At 72.8% G+C, this 16,232-nt stretch carries 11 protein-coding genes; 2 read left to right on the top strand and 9 right to left on the bottom strand.

Annotation, left to right across the window (positions count from 1 at the left end):
• Nucleotides 1–12: 12 nt before the first annotated feature.
• The 4 genes from ACH4E8_RS19445 to ACH4E8_RS19430 form a co-directional block, all read right to left on the bottom strand.
• A complete protein-coding gene (locus ACH4E8_RS19445) occupies nucleotides 13–2,304 on the bottom strand; it encodes an ATP-binding cassette domain-containing protein (RefSeq protein WP_398449730.1) in 2,292 nt (763 codons plus the stop codon).
• 152 nt (nucleotides 2,305–2,456) lie between these two features.
• Nucleotides 2,457–2,993: a MarR family winged helix-turn-helix transcriptional regulator gene (locus tag ACH4E8_RS19440; RefSeq protein ID WP_398449728.1), complete on the bottom strand. Its 537-nt coding sequence runs from the start codon at nucleotides 2,991–2,993 to the stop codon at nucleotides 2,457–2,459.
• A 202-nt stretch (nucleotides 2,994–3,195) separates the two neighbouring features.
• Nucleotides 3,196–3,594 (bottom strand): RidA family protein, encoded by a 399-nt coding sequence (locus ACH4E8_RS19435; protein WP_398449726.1) that lies wholly within the window; start codon nucleotides 3,592–3,594, stop codon nucleotides 3,196–3,198.
• Nucleotides 3,591–4,811: an acyl-CoA dehydrogenase family protein gene (locus ACH4E8_RS19430; protein ID WP_398449725.1), complete on the bottom strand. Its 1,221-nt coding sequence runs from the start codon at nucleotides 4,809–4,811 to the stop codon at nucleotides 3,591–3,593. The genes ACH4E8_RS19435 and ACH4E8_RS19430 overlap by 4 nt, the downstream gene beginning before the upstream one ends.
• A 97-nt stretch (nucleotides 4,812–4,908) precedes the next feature.
• Here ACH4E8_RS19430 and ACH4E8_RS19425 point away from each other — a divergent pair, with 97 nt between their 5' ends.
• Together ACH4E8_RS19425 and ACH4E8_RS19420 are read left to right on the top strand one after the other, a co-directional pair.
• Nucleotides 4,909–6,558 carry an AMP-binding protein gene (locus ACH4E8_RS19425; protein WP_398449723.1) on the top strand — a complete coding sequence of 550 codons (1,650 nt, stop codon included), beginning with the start codon at nucleotides 4,909–4,911 and terminating at the stop codon, nucleotides 6,556–6,558.
• Nucleotides 6,559–6,567: 9 nt separating this feature from the next.
• Entirely contained in the window at nucleotides 6,568–7,464 is an 897-nt protein-coding gene (locus ACH4E8_RS19420) for a PaaX family transcriptional regulator C-terminal domain-containing protein (RefSeq protein WP_398449721.1), read from the top strand.
• A 6-nt stretch (nucleotides 7,465–7,470) separates the two neighbouring features.
• On the opposite strand, the gene ACH4E8_RS19415 is transcribed toward ACH4E8_RS19420, so the two are convergent.
• From ACH4E8_RS19415 to ACH4E8_RS19395, 5 genes are all read right to left on the bottom strand, one after another.
• Nucleotides 7,471–9,801, bottom strand: coding sequence for a bifunctional salicylyl-CoA 5-hydroxylase/oxidoreductase (locus ACH4E8_RS19415; protein ID WP_398449719.1), 2,331 nt, complete (start codon nucleotides 9,799–9,801; stop codon nucleotides 7,471–7,473).
• A 13-nt stretch (nucleotides 9,802–9,814) separates the two neighbouring features.
• Entirely contained in the window at nucleotides 9,815–10,648 is an 834-nt protein-coding gene (locus ACH4E8_RS19410; protein ID WP_398449717.1) for an enoyl-CoA hydratase family protein, read from the bottom strand.
• A gap of 125 nt (nucleotides 10,649–10,773) precedes the next feature.
• Complete coding sequence (gene argF / locus ACH4E8_RS19405; RefSeq protein WP_398449715.1) at nucleotides 10,774–11,823, bottom strand: ornithine carbamoyltransferase; 1,050 nt, start codon at nucleotides 11,821–11,823, stop codon at nucleotides 10,774–10,776.
• A 232-nt stretch (nucleotides 11,824–12,055) separates the two neighbouring features.
• On the bottom strand, nucleotides 12,056–13,288 hold the full coding sequence (locus ACH4E8_RS19400; protein ID WP_398449713.1) for an arginine deiminase: 1,233 nt from the start codon (nucleotides 13,286–13,288) through the stop codon (nucleotides 12,056–12,058).
• Nucleotides 13,289–13,512: 224 nt separating this feature from the next.
• A complete protein-coding gene (locus tag ACH4E8_RS19395) occupies nucleotides 13,513–16,182 on the bottom strand; it encodes a polynucleotide kinase-phosphatase (protein WP_398449711.1) in 2,670 nt (889 codons plus the stop codon).
• Between the last annotated feature and the right edge of the window lie 50 nt (nucleotides 16,183–16,232).

The raw sequence follows: 16,232 nt of genomic DNA, 5'->3' as shown, positions 1-16,232 counted from the left end.
GGAGCGTTCGGGTCAGCTCCGGGAGGCGTGCAGGAAGCGGCCGGTGACCGACTCCCCCGCCGTGGGCAGCCCGGCCGGCGGACCCTCGTAGACGATCCGTCCGCCCTCGTCACCGGCGCCCGGCCCGAGGTCGACGACCCAGTCCGCCCGCGCGATGATGTCCAGGTTGTGCTCGATCACGATGACCGATGCGCCCCGGTCCACCAGGCCGTCCAACAGGCGCACCAGGTTGTCCACGTCGGCCAGGTGCAGCCCCGTCGACGGCTCGTCCAGGACGTACGTGCTGACGTTCTTGCGCATCTCGATGGCCAGCCGCAGGCGCTGGCGCTCCCCGCCGGACAGGGTGGTGAGCGGCTGGCCCAGGCTGACGTACCCGAGCCCGACGTCCTGGAGGGTGGTCAGCACGGACAGCACCGGCTTCTCGGTGAAGAAGTCCGCCGCGGCGTCGATGGACATCGCCAGCACGTCCGCGATGCTGCTGCCGCGCAGCCGGTAGGAGAGCACCTCGTCGGTGAACCTGCGCCCCTCGCACTTCTCGCAGGTGGTGGGGACCGCCGTCATGTACCCGAGGTCCGTGTACGTCACCCCGAGCCCCTTGCAGACCGGGCAGGCGCCGTCGGAGTTCGCGCTGAACAGCGACGCCTTCACGCGGTTGGCCGCGGCGAACGCCTCCCGGATGGCGTCGAGCATCCCGGTGTAGGTCGCCGGGTTCGAGCGGCGGGAGCCCTTGATGGGCGACTGGTCGACGACCGCGACCTCGGCGCCCTTCGGCAGCGAGCCGATGATCAGCGAGCTCTTGCCGGCGCCGGCCACCCCGGTGACCGCGGTCAGCACCTGGAGCGGGATCCCGACGCTGACGTCCCGCAGGTTGTGCAGGTTCGCCGACTTGATGTCGAGCGTGCCGACCGGCTCGCGCACGTCCGCCTTGACGGGCTGACGGACCGCGAGGTGGTCACCGGTGGACGTGCCCGACGTCCGCAACCCGGCGACGTCGCCCTGGTAGACGACCCGGCCGCCGCCCCGCCCCGCGCGCGGGCCGATGTCGACCACGTGGTCCGCGGCGGCGATCACGTCCGGGTTGTGCTCGACGACCAGCACGGTGTTGCCCTTGTCCCGCAACCGCTCCAGCAGGCCGATCATCTGGGCGGTGTCGTGGGCGTGCAGCCCCGCCGTCGGCTCGTCGAAGACGTACGTCATCTCGGTGAGGCTGGAGTCCAGGTGCCGGACCATCTTGATCCGCTGCGCCTCGCCGCCGGAGAGGGTGCCCGCGGCGCGGTCCAGGCTCAGATAGCCGAGCCCGATCTCCACGAGGTTGGCCAGGATGGAGCACAGCCCGGCCTTCAGCGGCGCGATGCCGCCCTCCGGCAGGGTGGTGGCCCACCGGCTCAACTCGGTGATCTGCATGGCGTTGCAGTCGGCGATGCTCACCCCGTCGATGCGGCAGGCGCGGGCGGCCTCGTTGAGCCGGCTGCCGCCGCAGGCGTCGCACGGACCGATCACGCCGATGGCCTCGACCGCGCGGCGGACGTGCGGACGCAGCGTCTCGACCTCCTTGGAGAGGTACAGCCGCTTGATCTTGTCGAGCACGCCCTCGTACGCCATGTTGTAGCCGCCGGTCTTGACGACCTCGTCGGCCGTGCCGGTCAGCAGTTGCTCCCACTCGTCCGCGGTGAACTGCGCCAACGGCTTGTCGTTGTCGAAGAACCCCGACTCGCTGTAGATCTTCCAGAAGACGGACCCGACGGCGAAGTTGGGGAAGACGATCGCGCCCTCGTTGAGGGAGCGGCTGCGGTCGAAGATCCCCTCCACGTCGATGGTGGAGGTGCGCCCCACGCCCCCGCACTCCTGGCACATGCCGGCCGGGTCGTTGAACGACAGGGCGCTCGGGCTCGCCACCGCGGGTGCGCCGACCCGGGCGAAGACGATCCGGAGCATGGTCCAGGTGTCGGTGGCGGTGCCCACGGTGGAACGGGAGTTGGCCCCGATCCGCTCCTGGTCGACCACGATCGCCGCGTTGAGGTTCTCCAGGCTGTCCACGTCCGGGCGCGGCAGGGTGGGCATCTGGGACTGGAGGAAGGCCGGATACGTCTCGTTGATCAGCCGCTGCGACTCGGCGGCGATCGTGTCGAAGGCGAGGGAGGACTTGCCCGACCCCGACACCCCGGTGAAGACCACCAGCTTGCGCTTGGGGATGTCGATGTCGATGCCGGTCAGGTTGTTCTCGCGGGCTCCCCTCACCCGGATCACCTGGGCGAAGTCCGCCGCGTCGGCACCGCTGTTCGCTGCTGCGTGCGCTGGGCTCACTGAGTCTTTCCGTTCTGCTGCGGTGGGTGGTGGGCCCCGGCGGCGCCGTCGACGCTCGACCGGGCGCGGCAGGGCGCGGTACGGCGACCGCGGGGCGCGGTTGCCTCGCGGGTGATGGGTGCGCCCGGTGTGTGGTGGGTGCGTCGGCCGAGTCAGGCGGTGCCGCTGTGGCCGCGGGTGGACGAGGCGCCAGGCTGCCGGCCGCCGTACTCGTTGGCGAGCAGCGAGTCCATGGTGGCGCGCAGCCGGTCGATGAAGGCTTCGAACTCCTTGAGCTGCGCGGGGGTGGAGTGCGACATCGCCACGGCCATCTGCTGGGCGTAGGGCCCGAAGAACTTCTCGGCCCGCGGCTTCACGCCGGGGCTGCTGCGCAGCGTCACGATCCGGCGGTCGGTGTGCTCGCGGGTGCGCACTATGTGGCCGGCGGTCTCCAGTCGGTTGAGCAGGGTGGCCGTGGCGCCGGACGACAGGGAGATGCGTTCGCTGAGCCGGGCCGGGGAGAGCGGCACCCCCTGGTCCTCCGCGTACAGGATCTCGGCGAGCGCGGCGGCGTCGGTGGAGTGCAGCCCCAACCAGGTCGCGAACCGCTGGGTGAACTCGGTGTAGTTGGCGCCGAACGCTCGAAGCCCGTCCATGAGGCGGTCGCGCTGGGCCTCCAGGCCCCCGGGCTGCGGATTCTCGGTGGACATGCTCCCCTTCCCGACCTGTGCGGCGACTTCGCGACCGGTACGGCGACGGGTTCCACCGCTGGAGGTGACGGCCCGCCCCTGCGAAGTAACTTCACCGCGAAGATACACGACAGGGGAGGTATCGGCACGGCTGCACGTCGCCGTCGACCGCCGCCCGGCCGCGCCGCACCGGGCCTCGGGCCGACCGCTCGCCGCGGGACGGTCAGGGCAGGACCGCGGTGCCGTCGAGCTCCACCAGGGCCTGTTCGTCCCAGAGCCGCACGACGCCGATCACGGCCATCGCGGGGTAGTCGCGCCCCACCAACCGGCGCCAGATCCGGCCGAGTCGGGGGGTCTGCGCGCGGTAGTCGGCGACGTCGGTCACGTAGACGGTGACCCGGGCGAGGTCGTGCGGGGCGCCGCCGGCGGCGGCGAGCGCGGCGAGGAGGTTCGCGAGGGCGGCCTCGAACTGCTCCGGCAGGTCGTCGCCGACGATCGTGCCCGCGCCGTCGAGCGCCGTCTGGCCGGCGAGGAAGACCAGCCGGGAGCCGGTGGCGGTGACGGCGTGCGAGAAGCCGGACGGCGCGGAGAGCTCGGCCGGGTTGTGGCGGTGCAGGCTCATGCGGGCGCTCCTTCGGCTCCTTGGACGGCCCGGGCCGCCCGGGCCGCGTACAACTCCTTGGCGACGATGGAGCGTTGGACCTCCGTCGCGCCCTCGTAGATCCGTGGCGCGCGCACCTCCCGGTACAGGTGCTCCAGCAGATGGCCGCGTTCAAGGGCCCGCGCACCGTGCAGTTGGACGGCCGCGTCCACCACGTACTGCGCGGTCTCCGTCGCGAACAGCTTCGCCATCGCCGACCGCTTCGGCACGTCGGCGGCGCCCGCGTCGTACGCCGCCGCCGCGCTGTGCACCAGCAGCCGGGCGGCCTCCGTGCGGGTCGCCATCTCGGCCACCTGGTGGGCGACGGCCTGGAGGTCCTTGAGGGGGCCGCCGAAGGCGGTGCGGGTCGCGGTGTGCGCGAGGGTCGCGTCCAGCGCGGCCTGGGCCATCCCGACCGCGAACGCGCCGACGCTGGGCCGGAACAGGTTCAAGGTGTCCATGGCGACCCGGAAGCCCCGGTCGACCTGGCCCAGCACGTCGTCCCCGGTCACCGGCGTCCCGTCGAAGGCCAGCGCGCCGATGGGGTGCGGCGAGAGCATCTGGCGGGCGGTGCCGGACAGACCGGGGCGATCGGCCGGGACGAGGAACGCCGTGACGCCGCGCGCCCCGGCCCCGGAGGTCGTCCGGGCGAAGACGGTGTAGAAGTCGGCTTCCGGCGCGTTCGAGATCCAGCACTTCTCGCCGGTCAGCCGCCAGCCTGCGCCCGCCCCGGGCGCGGGCTCCGCGGCGAGCGCGAGTGCCGCGGCGTCGGAGCCCGCGTCCGGCTCGCTGAGGGCGAAGGCCGCGACCGCACGCCCCGCCGCCACCTCCGGCAGCCAGCGCCGGCGCTGCTCCGCCGTGCCGGCGGCGGCGATCGACCGGGCCCCCAGGCCCTGGAGCGCGAGCGCGGTCTCCGCCTCCGTACAACCGTGGGCGAGCGACTCCCGCAGCAGGCAGAGGTCGAGTGCGCCGGGGCGGGCGACCGGTCCGCCGTCCCACGACGCCCGGCCGGACCCCTTCGTCGGCGCTCCGGCGAACAGCCGCTCCAACAAACCCAGTTCGCCGAGGGCCGCGAGCAACGGACGGTTCACCCGGCCCGGCGCGCCCCGCCGCGCCAGGGGTTCGAGGGTCCCGGCGGCGAGCGCACGCAGCTCCGCGCACCAGGCGATCTGTACCGGATCGAGCGAGAATACGGGCATTGACGCCCTCACATATCTCATCTATCGCGAACCGTTGACTGCCGTCACCATCACGATACGCTCCTCTCACGACCCCACCATGACAAGGGGGCGCACCATGGAGCTGACACCCTCGGCCCACGTCGACACCTTCGCACGCGACCATCTGCCGCCCGCGGACCTGTGGCCCGAGTTGATCTTCGAGTTGCCGGAGCTCCGCTATCCCACCCGGTTGAACTGCGGACGGGCGCTGCTGGACGAGACCGTCGAGCGCTTCGGTCCGGACCGGCCCGTCTTCCGCACCGCCTCCGGTGGCGTCTGGAGCTACGGCGAGTTGCAGGAACGGGTCGACCGCATCGCCCACGCCCTCACCCGCCGTCTGGGCGTCGTCCCCGGCAACCGCGTCCTGCTGCGCGGCCCCACGGCACCCTGGCTGGCGGCCTGCTGGCTGGCCGTGATGAAGGTCGGCGCCGTCGCGGTCACCGTGCTGGCCCAGCACCGCGCCAAGGAGCTGGCCACGATCTGTGAGATCGCCCAGGTCGACCACGCCCTGTGCGACGCCCGCGCGCTGGACGAACTGCTCCGCGCGGACCGCGGCTCCCTGCGGATCACCCCGTACGGCGGCTCCTCCCCCGACGACCTGCTGCACCTGGCCGCCGCGGCGCCCGCCCGCCCCTTCCCCGCGGTGCCGACGGCCGCCGACGACGTGGCCCTGATCGCCTTCACCTCCGGCACCACCGGCCGCCCCAAGGGCTGCGTCCACTTCCACCGCGACGTGCTGGCCGTCGCGGACACCTTCTCCGCGCAGGTGCTGCGGCCGGTGCCGGACGACCTGTTCGCCGGCAGCCCGCCGCTGGGCTTCACCTTCGGGCTCGGGGGCCTGGTGGTCTTCCCGATGCGGGCGGGGGCCTCGGCGCTGTTGCTGGAGCGGGCCGGGCCGCGGCAGTTGCTGCCCGCGATCGCCGAGCACCGGGTCACCGTGCTGTTCACCGCGCCGACCGCGTACCGCGTGATGCTGAACGAACCGCCTCCCGTCGACGTGGGGCACCTCGATCCAGCCGGCGCCTTCGGCTCCCTGCGGCGCTGCGTCTCCGCCGGCGAGAACCTGCCCGCCGCCACCTGGCACGACTGGCTGGACCGCACCGGCCTGCGCATCATCAACGGCATCGGCGCGACCGAGCTGCTGCACATCTTCGTCTCCGCGGCGGACGACGCCATCCGCCCCGGCACCACCGGCGTCCCCGTGCCCGGCTGGCGGGCCAGGGTCGTCGACGACCGCGGCGCGCCCGTCCCCGACGGCCAGCCGGGGCTGCTCGCCGTCCGCGGCCCGGTGGGCTGCCGCTACCTCGCCGACCCCCGGCAGCGCGAGTACGTCAAGGACGGCTGGAACCTCACCGGGGACACCTACGTGCGCCAACCCGACGGCTGGTTCCGCTACGTCGCCCGCGCCGACGACATGATCGTCTCGGCCGGCCACAACATAGCGGGGCCCGAGGTGGAGGAGGCCCTGCTGCACCACCCGGACGTCCGGGAGGCCGCGGTCGTCGGCCGGGACGACGCCCTGCGCGGCCAGGTCGTCACCGCGTACGTCGTCCTGCGCGACGACGTTCCCGCGAGCGACGCCACCGCCGCCGCCCTGATCGAGTCGGTACGGGCCCGGCTCAGCCCCTACAAGTGCCCGCGCTCGGTCGTCTTCCTCGACGCGCTCCCCCGCACCCCGACCGGCAAGCTCCAGCGCTTCCGGCTGCGCACGGAGAAGTCGTCCTAGAGTGATCACGTGGCCGACCAGCACACTCCCCGCTCCCTGATCGTCACCCTCTACGGCGCGTACGGGCGCGAGCGCCCCGGACCGCTCCCGGTCGCCGAACTCATCCGGCTGATGGCCGCGCTCGGCGTCGACGCGCCGTCGGTGCGTTCGTCGGTCTCCCGCCTCAAGCGGCGCGGGCTGCTGCTCTCCGCCCGCACCCCGGAGGGCTCCGCCGCGTACGAGCTGTCCGCCGACGCCCGCCAGCTCCTCGAAGACGGCGACCGCCGCATCTACGACCGCAGGGCGCCGCGGCTCGCCGACGGCTGGGTGCTCGCCGTGTTCTCCGTGCCCGAAGCCGAACGGAGCAAGCGCCATCTGCTCCGCTCCCGCCTCGGGCGCCTCGGCTTCGGCTCGGCCGCCCCCGGGGTGTGGGTCGCGCCCGCCCGACTGTGCGAGGAGACCCGGCACACCCTGCGCCGCCTCCAGCTCGACCCGTACGTCGAACTCTTCCGCGGGGAGCACCTGGGCTTCGCGGCGACGGCCGAAGCGGTCGCGAGCTGGTGGGACCTGGGCGCGATCGCCAAGCAGCACCAGCAGTTCCTGGACGCGCAGGAACCGGTGCTGCACGACTGGCTGGGCGGGCGCACCGCCACCCCGGAGGACGCCTATCGGGACTATCTGTTCGCCCTCGACTCCTGGCGGCGGCTCCCCTATGCCGACCCGGGGCTCCCGCTGGAACTCCTCCCGGTGGGCTGGCCCGGGTCCCGCTCGGCGGAGGTCTTCGGCCGGCTGCACGAGCTGCTGCGGGACGCGGGTGCGCTGTTCGTGCACGGCGCCGACGAGGGCGAGCGGGGCGGGCAGGACGGCCGGGACGGGGCGGACGATCAGGAAGGGGGCGAGGACGCGTCGCCCGTCACCGCCTCCTGACCGCCGTCATGTGCCTGCGGGACCCGGCTGCCCCGTGAGCCCGAGCCGGGGCCGGGGCGCGTCCGTGCGACCCGTCGGCGGCGTCCGACTGCCCGCGCGGTACGGGGCGGGCCAGGGCGCCCCCGGCCCCGCGTACCCCTGCTCGGCCGCAGCGTGCAGCGTCCACTGCGGGTCGTACAGGTGCGGCCGGGCCAACGCGCACAGATCGGCACGCCCCGCCAGGACCAGGGAGTTCACGTCGTCCCACGACGAGATCGCCCCCACCGCGATCACCGGCACCCCCAGCGCGTTGCGGATCCGGTCGGCGTACGGGGTCTGGTACGAGCGGCCGTACTCGGGCCACTCGCCCGGCACGACCTGGCCCGTGGACACGTCGATCGCGTCCACGCCGTGTTCGACGAAGGCGCGCGCGATGGCCACGGCGTCCTCGTCCGTCGTCCCGCCGGGCGCCCAGTCGGTGGCGGAGATCCGCACCGTCATCGGCCGGTCCCCGGGCCACTCGGCACGCACCGCGTCGAAGACCTCCAGCGGAAAGCGGAGCCGGTTCTTCAGGGTGCCGCCGTAGGCGTCGCTCCGCCGGTTGGTCAGCGGGGACAGGAATCCGGAGAGGAGGTAGCCGTGGGCGCAGTGCAGTTCCAGCAGGTCGAAGCCGGCGTCCGCGGCCCGCCGCGCCGCGTCGACGAACTGGGTCCGCACGGAGTCGAGCCCGGCACGGTCCAACTGCCGCGGCACCTGGCTGACGCCCGGCCGGTACGGCAGCGGGGAGGCGGCCACCAGCGGCCAGTTGTCCGCCGGCAGCGGGTCGTCCATGCCCTCCCACATGCGCCGGGTGGAACCCTTGCGGCCGGAGTGGCCGAGCTGGACCCCGATGGCGGTGCCCGGGGCCCGGGCGTGCACGAAGTCCGTGATCCGCCGCCACGCGCCGGTCTGCTCGGGGGTGTAGAGGCCGGTGCAGCCGGGGGTGATCCGGCCCCGGGCGCTGACGCAGACCATCTCCGTCATCACCAGGCCGGCGCCGCCGAGCGCCCGCGCGCCCAGGTGGACGAGGTGGAAGTCGTCCGGGACGCCGTCCTTGGCCTCGTACACGTCCATCGGGGAGACCACCACCCGGTTGCGCAGGGTCAGTCCGCGCAGCCGGAAGGGGGTGAACATCGGGGGCGTGCCGGGCGGGCAGGCGAAGTCCCGCTCCACCGCGTCCGTGAAGGCGCGGTCGCGCAGCCGGAGGTTGTCGTGGGTGACCCGGCGGCTGCGGGTGAGCAGGTTGAACGCGAACTGCCGGGGCGGCTGGTCCACGTACGTCCCCAACTCCTCGAACCAGCGCAGGCTGGCGGTCGCCGCCCGCTGCGTCGACTCGACGACGGGGCGGCGCTCGGCCTCGTACGCGGCGAGGGCGTCGTCCAGTGCGGGCTGTTCCGCCACGCACGCCGCCAGCGCCACGGCGTCCTCGACGGCCAGTTTGGTGCCGGAGCCGATGGAGAAGTGGGCCGTGTGGGCGGCGTCGCCGATGAGGACCGTACGGCCGTGGGACCAGCGCTCGTTGACGACCGTGCGGAACGCGGTCCAGGTGGAGTCCCTGCCGTACAGGGGTCGGCCGCCCAGGGCTTCGGCGAAGATCTCGGCGCAGCGGTCGACGGACCTGGTTCCCGGGGCGGCCGGCGCACCGGGGATGTCCGTGTCGAAGCCGGCGGCCCGCCAGACCTCCTCGCGCATCTCGACGACGACGGTGGACGCGTCGGCGGCGTACGGGTAGCCGTGGAGCTGCATCACCCCGTGCTCGGTCTCCGCGATCTGGAAGCGGAACGAGTCGAAGGCGACGGGTGCGGCGAGCCAGACGTAGCGGCAGCGGTGGGTCGTGACGCGCGGCCCGTACGCGGCGGGGTCGGCCCCCCTGGTGGTGCTGCCGGCGCCGTCCGCCGCGATCACCAGGTCGTGGGAGGCGGTGAGGTCGTCGACGGGGGGTGCGGCGGTGCGGAACCGGATCCTTATGCCCAGTTCCTCGCAGCGGCGGTGCAGTATCCGCAGCAGCGTGCGGCGGCCCAGCGCGGCGAAGCCGTGCCCCGAGGAGGTGAACGTACGGCCCCGGTGGACGATGTCGATGTCGTCCCAGCGGACGAACTCTTCGCTGAGGGCGCGGTGGACCGCCGGGTCGGCGTGCTCGATGCCACCCAGGGTCTCGTCGGAGAGCACCACGCCGAAGCCGAAGGTGTCGTCGGGGGCCCGACGTTCCCAGACGGTGATCTCCCGTCGGGGGTCGAGTCGCTTGAGCAGGGCCGCGGCGTACAGGCCCCCGGGGCCGCCGCCGATGACGGCGACGCGCAGGGGGACGTTCCTGCTCATCGCCCCCGTCCTCTCATCGCCCCCGCCACTGCGGCGCCCGTTTTTCGGTGAACGCCGCGTGGAACTCCGCGTAGTCCGCGCCGTTCATCAGCAGGACCTGGGTGGCGGCGTCCAACTCCACGGCCGCGGCGAGCGGCATGTCCAGTTCGGCCGTCAGCAGCGCCTTGGTCTGGGCGTGGGCGAGCGCGGGCCCGTCGGCGAGGCGTCGGGCCAGCTCGGCGGCGCGAGCGTCGGCGCCGCCTTCGGGGGTGAGTTCGCTGAGGAGGCCGATCCGCTCGGCTTCGGCGGCGCCGACGGGCTCACCGAGCATCAGCAGTCGGGTGGCGTGCCCGAGGCCGACGACCCTGGGCAGCAGATAGGCCGCCCCCATGTCGCCGCCGGACAGTCCGACCTTGGTGAAGAGGAAGGCGAAGCGTGCGCTGGGGTCGGCGATCCTGAAGTCCGCGGCGAGGGCGAGGACGGCGCCGGCGCCCGCGGCGACGCCGTGCACCGCCGCGATCACCGGGAAGGGGCATTCGCGGACGGCCCGTACGGTCTGCCCCGTCATCCGGTTGAAGTCCAGGAGTTGGGCGGTGTCCATGGCGAGGGTGGCGCCGATGATCTCGTCGACGTCGCCGCCGGAGCAGAAGCCGCGCCCTTCACCGCCCAGCACCAGCGCCCGGACGGAGCGTTCGCGGGAGAGCTGGGCGAGCAGATCGCGCAGGTCGGCGTAGGCGCCGAAGGTGAGGGCGTTCAGCTTCTGCGGGCGGGCGAGGGTCACGGTCGCGACGCCGTCGGCGACGACGAGACGTAGGTGGCGCCATTCCTCGGTGTCGGTGCGGCGCGCGGATCCGGTAAAGGGGCTCATGAGAGGCGGCCTCCTTCGAGGGCGGGCGGCGCCGGACCGCCGCTGCCTCTCACGAAGCTATCACCCGCCCGTGACTTCCGTCACGGGCACGCGATAACGCTCGCCCCCCCGTTCGATACGACCTCTCAGGCTTCCCGGGCGACGGGGACTTCCGGGATCTCCGCTCCCCACGGGGCCGGTGCGAGCGTCGCCACCATGACGGCCTTGATCGTGTGCAGTCGGTTCTCCGCCTCGTCGAAGACGACCGAGTGGGCCGATTCGAAGACCTCGTCGCTGACCTCCAGCTCGGTGAGGCCGTGCGTCTCGTAGATCTCCCGCGCCACGGTCGTACCCAGGTCGTGGAAGGCGGGCAGGCAGTGCAGGAACTTCACGTCCGGATTGCCCGTGGCCCGCAGCACGTCCATCGTCACGGCGTACGGACCCAGGACCTTGATCCGCTCGTCCCAGACCTCCTTGGCCTCGCCCATCGACACCCACACGTCGGTGGCGACGAAGTCCGCACCCAGGACACCGTCGGCGACCGACTCGGTGAGGGTGATCCGGGCACCGCTGACCTCGGCCATCGCCCGGGCCCTGGCCTGGACCTCCTCCACCGGCCAGTACGCCCGGGGGGCCACGATGCGCACGTCCATGCCGAGCAGGGCGCCGGTGATCAGGTAGGAGTTGCCCATGTTGAAGCGCGCGTCCCCGAGGTAGGCGAAGGACATCTGCTCCAGCGGCTTGGGCGAGTGCTCGACCATGGTGAGCACGTCGGCGAGCATCTGGGTGGGGTGCCAGTCGTCGGTGAGGCCGTTGTAGACCGGCACGGCGGCGTGCGCCGCCAGCTCCTCGACCTTGGCCTGGGCGTCCCCGCGGAACTCGATGGCGTCGAACATCCGGCCGAGCACGCGCGCGGTGTCCTTCGTGGACTCCTTGCTGCCGATGTGGGATCCGGCCGGACCGATGTACGTCGTCGCGGCGCCCTGGTCAGCCGCGGCGACCTCGAAGGCGCAGCGCGTCCGGGTGGAGGACTTCTCGAAGATCAGCGCGATGTGCTTCCCGCGCAGCCGCTGCTCCTCGGCGCCGGCCCGCTTGGCCGCCTTCAAATCGGCGGCCAGCGCGACGAGACCGCGGAACTCCTCGGCGGTGAAGTCCAGCTCCTTGAGGAAGTGGCGGCCTTCGAGGTGTATCGCCATGGGCTGCTCCTGGTCGCTGCGTGAGTCGCGGTGTGTGGGGAAGGGAGGTGAGAGGAGGCGCGAAGGGGGACGGACCCGGGCTGGGGCCTGCACGACCGGCCTTCACGACCGATGACGATGGAAGTATATACGATGCCCTGCATTGCTATACAAGACCTGGAACCCCTCGATTCGGGTCGAACGATTCAGGTCCGTGCAACCAGGGTCCACCACGCCGGGCCCTTTCGTGCCGTCAGACCGCGTCCCGCTCGACGGGGCAGCTCATGCAGCGCGGTCCGCCCCTCCCCCGCCCCAGCTCGCTGCCGGGGATCTCGATCACTTCGATGCCCTGTTTGCGCAGGTGGGTGTTGGTGGTCACATTGCGCTCGTAGGCCACGACCACGCCGGGCTCGACGGCCAGCACGTTGCACCCGTCGTCCCACTGCTCCCGCTCCGCCGCATGCACGTCCTGGGTGGCGGTGAGCACCCGGACCTCCGTCAGGCCGAGCGCGGCGGCGATCGCGCTGTGCATCTCCTCGGGCGGGTGGTCGCTGACCTTGAGCCCCTGCGGGCCCCCGGCCGGCTCGATGGTGTACGAACGGAGCATCCCGAGGCCGGCGTACTGGGTGAAGGTGTCCCGGTCGACCATCGTCATCACGGTGTCCAGGTGCATGAACGCCCGCCGCTTCGGCATGTCCAGGGCCACGATGGTGCGCGCCGAGCCGGCCGCGAAGAGCCCTTGGGCCAGCATCTCCACCGCCTGCGGCGTGGTCCGCTCGCTCATCCCGATCAGCACGGCGCCGTTGCCGATCACCAGCACGTCGCCGCCCTCGATCGTGGACGGGTAGTCGCTCTGCCCCTGTGACCAGTGGTGGAAGGAGCCGGCTTGCGGGCCGGCGAAGAGCGGATGGTGCGCGTAGATCGCCTCGAAGTGGACGGTCTCGCGCTGTCGGGCCGGCCAGCGCATCGCGTTGATGGACACCCCGTCGTAGATCCAGGCGGAGGTGTCGCGGGTGAAGATGTGGTTCGGGAGGGGGTCGAGCAGGAAGTCGTCCAGGTTCATCACGTGGAACCGCACCGACGTCGGCTCCGGGTGCCCCGCCAGGTACTCCCGCTTCGTCATCCCGCCGATCAGGGCCTCCGCCAGCTCCGCGGACGGCAGGGCGTCGAAGGCCGCTCTGAGGTGGTCGGCGGCGAGCGGGCCGTACTCCTTCTCGTCGAAGGCGCGGTCCAGGACCAGCTTCCTGGCCTCGGGGACCTCCAGCGACTCGCAGAGCAGGTCGCCGAAGAGGTGCACCTCCACTCCGCGGTCGCGCAGCACGTCGGCGAAGCCGTCGTGCTCGGCGCGGGCCCGGCGCACCCAGAGGACGTCGTCGAAGAGCAGGGCGTCCTTGTTGGTCGGCGTCAGACGTTTCAGTTCGAGGTCGGGGCGGTGCAGTATGACCCGGCGCAGCCGCCCGGTCTCGGAGTCGACGTGGAATCCCATATGCCCATCCTCACCGCGCGGCGGGCCTTTCACTCGGTGGCCGTGCCACGGTCGGCCACCGAGCGCCGACGGCCCGCCGCCCGCATCGTGGGTGCGTCGCGGAATCGGTCCAGGGGCCCAGACTGCCTCGCCCGGGCGGGTCGGTGCACCGTCCGGGGCCGGTGGGCCGCCGCTGAGTGGCGCGCCCCGCGTCGGGGCGCGCCGCCCAGGGCGGTACGGGCCGCTCAGAGGCGGGGGTCCACCGGCTCGGACTCCAGGGCCAGGACCGCGAACACGGCTTCGTGGATCCGCCACAGCGGCTCCCCGTCCCCGAGCCGGTCGAGGGCTTCGATGCCGAGCGCGTACTCGCGCAGGGCCAGCGAGCGCTTGTGGCCGAGGTGGCGGTTGCGCAGCCGGTCCAGATTGGCCGGGCGGGTGTACTCGGGACCGTAGATGATCCGCAGGTACTCCCGGCCCCGGACCTTGATCCCGGGTTGGACCAGGGCGCCCTTCTCGGTGCGCACCAGCGGCCGGAGCGGTTTGACGACCATGCCCTCGCCGCCGTCGGCCGTCATCTCCAGCCACCACTCCGTGCCGGCCCGCACCGATTCCTCGTCGCCGGTGTCGACCACCAGGCGCCGGGTGCTCCGGAGCAGTCCGGTGGGGTCGTGCTCGACGAGCCGGTCCAGCCACGCGAGCTGTTCGTCGTGCGGCACGCCGGCGAGCGAGCGCCCTTCGGCGGCGAGGACCTGGAAGGGCGCGAGCCGTACGCCGTCCAGGCCCTCCGTGGGCCAGCAGTAGCGGCGGTACGCCTCCGTGAAGGCGGCGGCGTCTTCGGTCCGCTCCCGCTGGGCGTGCAGGAGGTCGTGGACGTCGACGCCGCGCGCCGCGGCGGCTTCGAGGGCCGTGGTGGCGTCGGGGAGTACGGCGCCGGCCGCGGCGCCGACGGCCGCGTACTGCGAGCGCAGCAGCCCCGACGCCTTGAGGGACCAGGGCATCAGCTCGGCGTCCAGCAGCAGCCAGTCCGTCCCCAGCTCGTCCCAGAGTCCGGCGGCGGTGACGGCGGTGCGCAGCCGGTCGAGGAGCGCCTCGGTGAGCGAGTCGTCGCTGAGGAAGGGCCGTCCGGTGCGGGTGTAGAGGGCGCCGGTGGGTACGGCTTCGGTGTCGGTGTCGGTGCCCGTTCCCGTGCCGGTGCCGGTGCCGGTGCCGGTGCCGGTCGCCGGGGTGAGGCCGAAGCGCTTGCGGGCGGCTTCGGCATCGCGGCAGACGAGTGCGACCGCGCGGGAGCCCATGTGCTTCTCCTCGCAGACCACCTTCTGGACGCCGTCGGCGCGGTACTGCGCGAACGCTTCGGCGGGGTGCTCCAGGTGGCCTTCGACGGTGGAGGTGGCGGTGGGCGCCATCGTCGGCGGCAAGTAGACGAGCAGCCGCGGGTCGATCGCGAAGCGGCTCATGACCTCCAGCGCCGCCGCCGCGTTCTCCTCGCGCACGCCGACGCGGCCCAGATGGCGGGTCTCCACGATCCGTCGGCCCTGGACGTCGCCGAGGTCGAGCGGCCGTCCTTCGCTGGCGCCCGGGGCGGGCGCGCGCAGCGGCTTGACCGGCTCGTACCAGACCTGCTCGGCGGGTACGTCGACGAGCTCGCGCTCGGGCCAGCGCAGGGCGGTCATCCGGCCGCCGAAGACGACTCCGGTGTCGAGGCAGATGGTGTTGTTGACCCAGGAGGTGTCGGGCACGGGGGTGTGGCCGTAGACGACGGCGGCCCGGCCGCGGTACTCCTCGGCCCAGGGGTAGCGCACGGGGAGGCCGAACTCGTCGGTCTCGCCGGTCGTGTCGCCGTACAGGGCGTGCGAGCGCACCCGGCCGGAGGTGCGGCCGTGGTACTTCTCGGGCAGGCCGGCGTGGCAGACGACGAGGTCGCCGCCGTCCAGGACGTAGTGGCTGACGAGCCCGTCGATGAACTCGGCGACGCGCTGGCGGAACTCCGGGTCCTTGGCGTCCTCCTTCTCCAACTGCTCGATGGTCTCGGCGAGTCCGTGGGTGTGCTGGACGTTCCTGCCCTTGAGGTAACGGCCGAGCTTGTTCTCGTGGTTCCCCGGGACGCACAGCGCGTTACCGGCCTGGACCATGGACATCACGCGGCGCAGCACGCCGGGGCTGTCCGGGCCGCGGTCGACGAGGTCGCCGACGAAGACGGCGGTGCGGCCTTCGGGGTGCGCCCCGTCCCGGTAGCCGAGCTTGGTGAGCAGGGTCTCCAGTTCGGAGCTGCATCCGTGGATGTCGCCGATGAGGTCGAAGGGGCCGGTGAGGTGGCGCAGGTCGTTGTAGCGGCGCTCCAGGACGACTTCGGCGGAGTCCACCTCGGCGACGCTGCGCAGGACGTGCACCTTGCGGAAGCCCTCGCGCTCCAGGCCGCGCAGGGAGCGGCGGAGTTCGCCGCGGTGCCGCTTGATGACGCGGCGGGGCATGTCGGCGCGGTCGGGGCGGGTGGCGTTGCGCTCGGCGCAGACCTCCTCGGGGAGGTCGAGGACGACGGCGATGGGCAGGACGTCGTGCTCGCGGGCCAGCCGCACCAGTTGGCGGCGGGCCTCGACCTGGACGTTGGTGGCGTCGATGACGGTGAGCCGGCCTGCGGCGAGGCGTTTGCCGGCGACGTAGTGCAGGACGTCGAAGGCGTCGCCGGTGGCCGCCTGGTCGTTCTCGTCGTCGGACACCAGGCCGCGGCAGAAGTCGGAGGAGATGACCTCGGTGGGCTTGAAGTGGCGGCGGGCGAAGGTCGACTTGCCGGAGCCGCTGGCGCCGATGAGGACGACGAGGGACAGGTCGGTGATCGGGAGCCGTCGCTGCGTCGGCCGGGCGTCGGGGGCGTCGGCCGAGCCGTCGGGGGCGGCGGGGGCGGCGGGGGCGGTTTCCATCGGTTCCGTGCTCTCTGCGCTCGCTGTGTCTTCAGGTGTGTTCGGGTGGG

Origin of the sequence: Streptomyces sp. NPDC017979, from assembly GCF_044328175.1 — a bacterium.
Lineage (GTDB): Bacteria > Actinomycetota > Actinomycetes > Streptomycetales > Streptomycetaceae > Streptomyces.
This window is presented reverse-complemented; position numbering and strand designations above follow the sequence as displayed.

Bases quoted from the DNA above. Each gene is read 5' to 3' on its own strand.
- ACH4E8_RS19440 (WP_398449728.1), bottom strand. From the start codon at position 2,993: ATGTCCACCGAGAATCCGCAGCCCGGGGGCCTGGAGGCCCAGCGCGAC.
- ACH4E8_RS19435 (WP_398449726.1), bottom strand. From the start codon at position 3,594: ATGAGCCTGCACCGCCACAACCCGGCCGAGCTCTCCGCGCCGTCCGGC.
- ACH4E8_RS19430 (WP_398449725.1), bottom strand. From the start codon at position 4,811: ATGCCCGTATTCTCGCTCGATCCGGTACAGATCGCCTGGTGCGCGGAG.
- ACH4E8_RS19425 (WP_398449723.1), top strand. From the start codon at position 4,909: ATGGAGCTGACACCCTCGGCCCACGTCGACACCTTCGCACGCGACCAT.
- ACH4E8_RS19415 (WP_398449719.1), bottom strand. From the start codon at position 9,801: ATGAGCAGGAACGTCCCCCTGCGCGTCGCCGTCATCGGCGGCGGCCCC.
- ACH4E8_RS19410 (WP_398449717.1), bottom strand. From the start codon at position 10,648: ATGAGCCCCTTTACCGGATCCGCGCGCCGCACCGACACCGAGGAATGG.
- argF (WP_398449715.1), bottom strand. From the start codon at position 11,823: ATGGCGATACACCTCGAAGGCCGCCACTTCCTCAAGGAGCTGGACTTC.
- ACH4E8_RS19400 (WP_398449713.1), bottom strand. From the start codon at position 13,288: ATGGGATTCCACGTCGACTCCGAGACCGGGCGGCTGCGCCGGGTCATA.
- ACH4E8_RS19395 (WP_398449711.1), bottom strand. From the start codon at position 16,182: ATGGAAACCGCCCCCGCCGCCCCCGCCGCCCCCGACGGCTCGGCCGAC.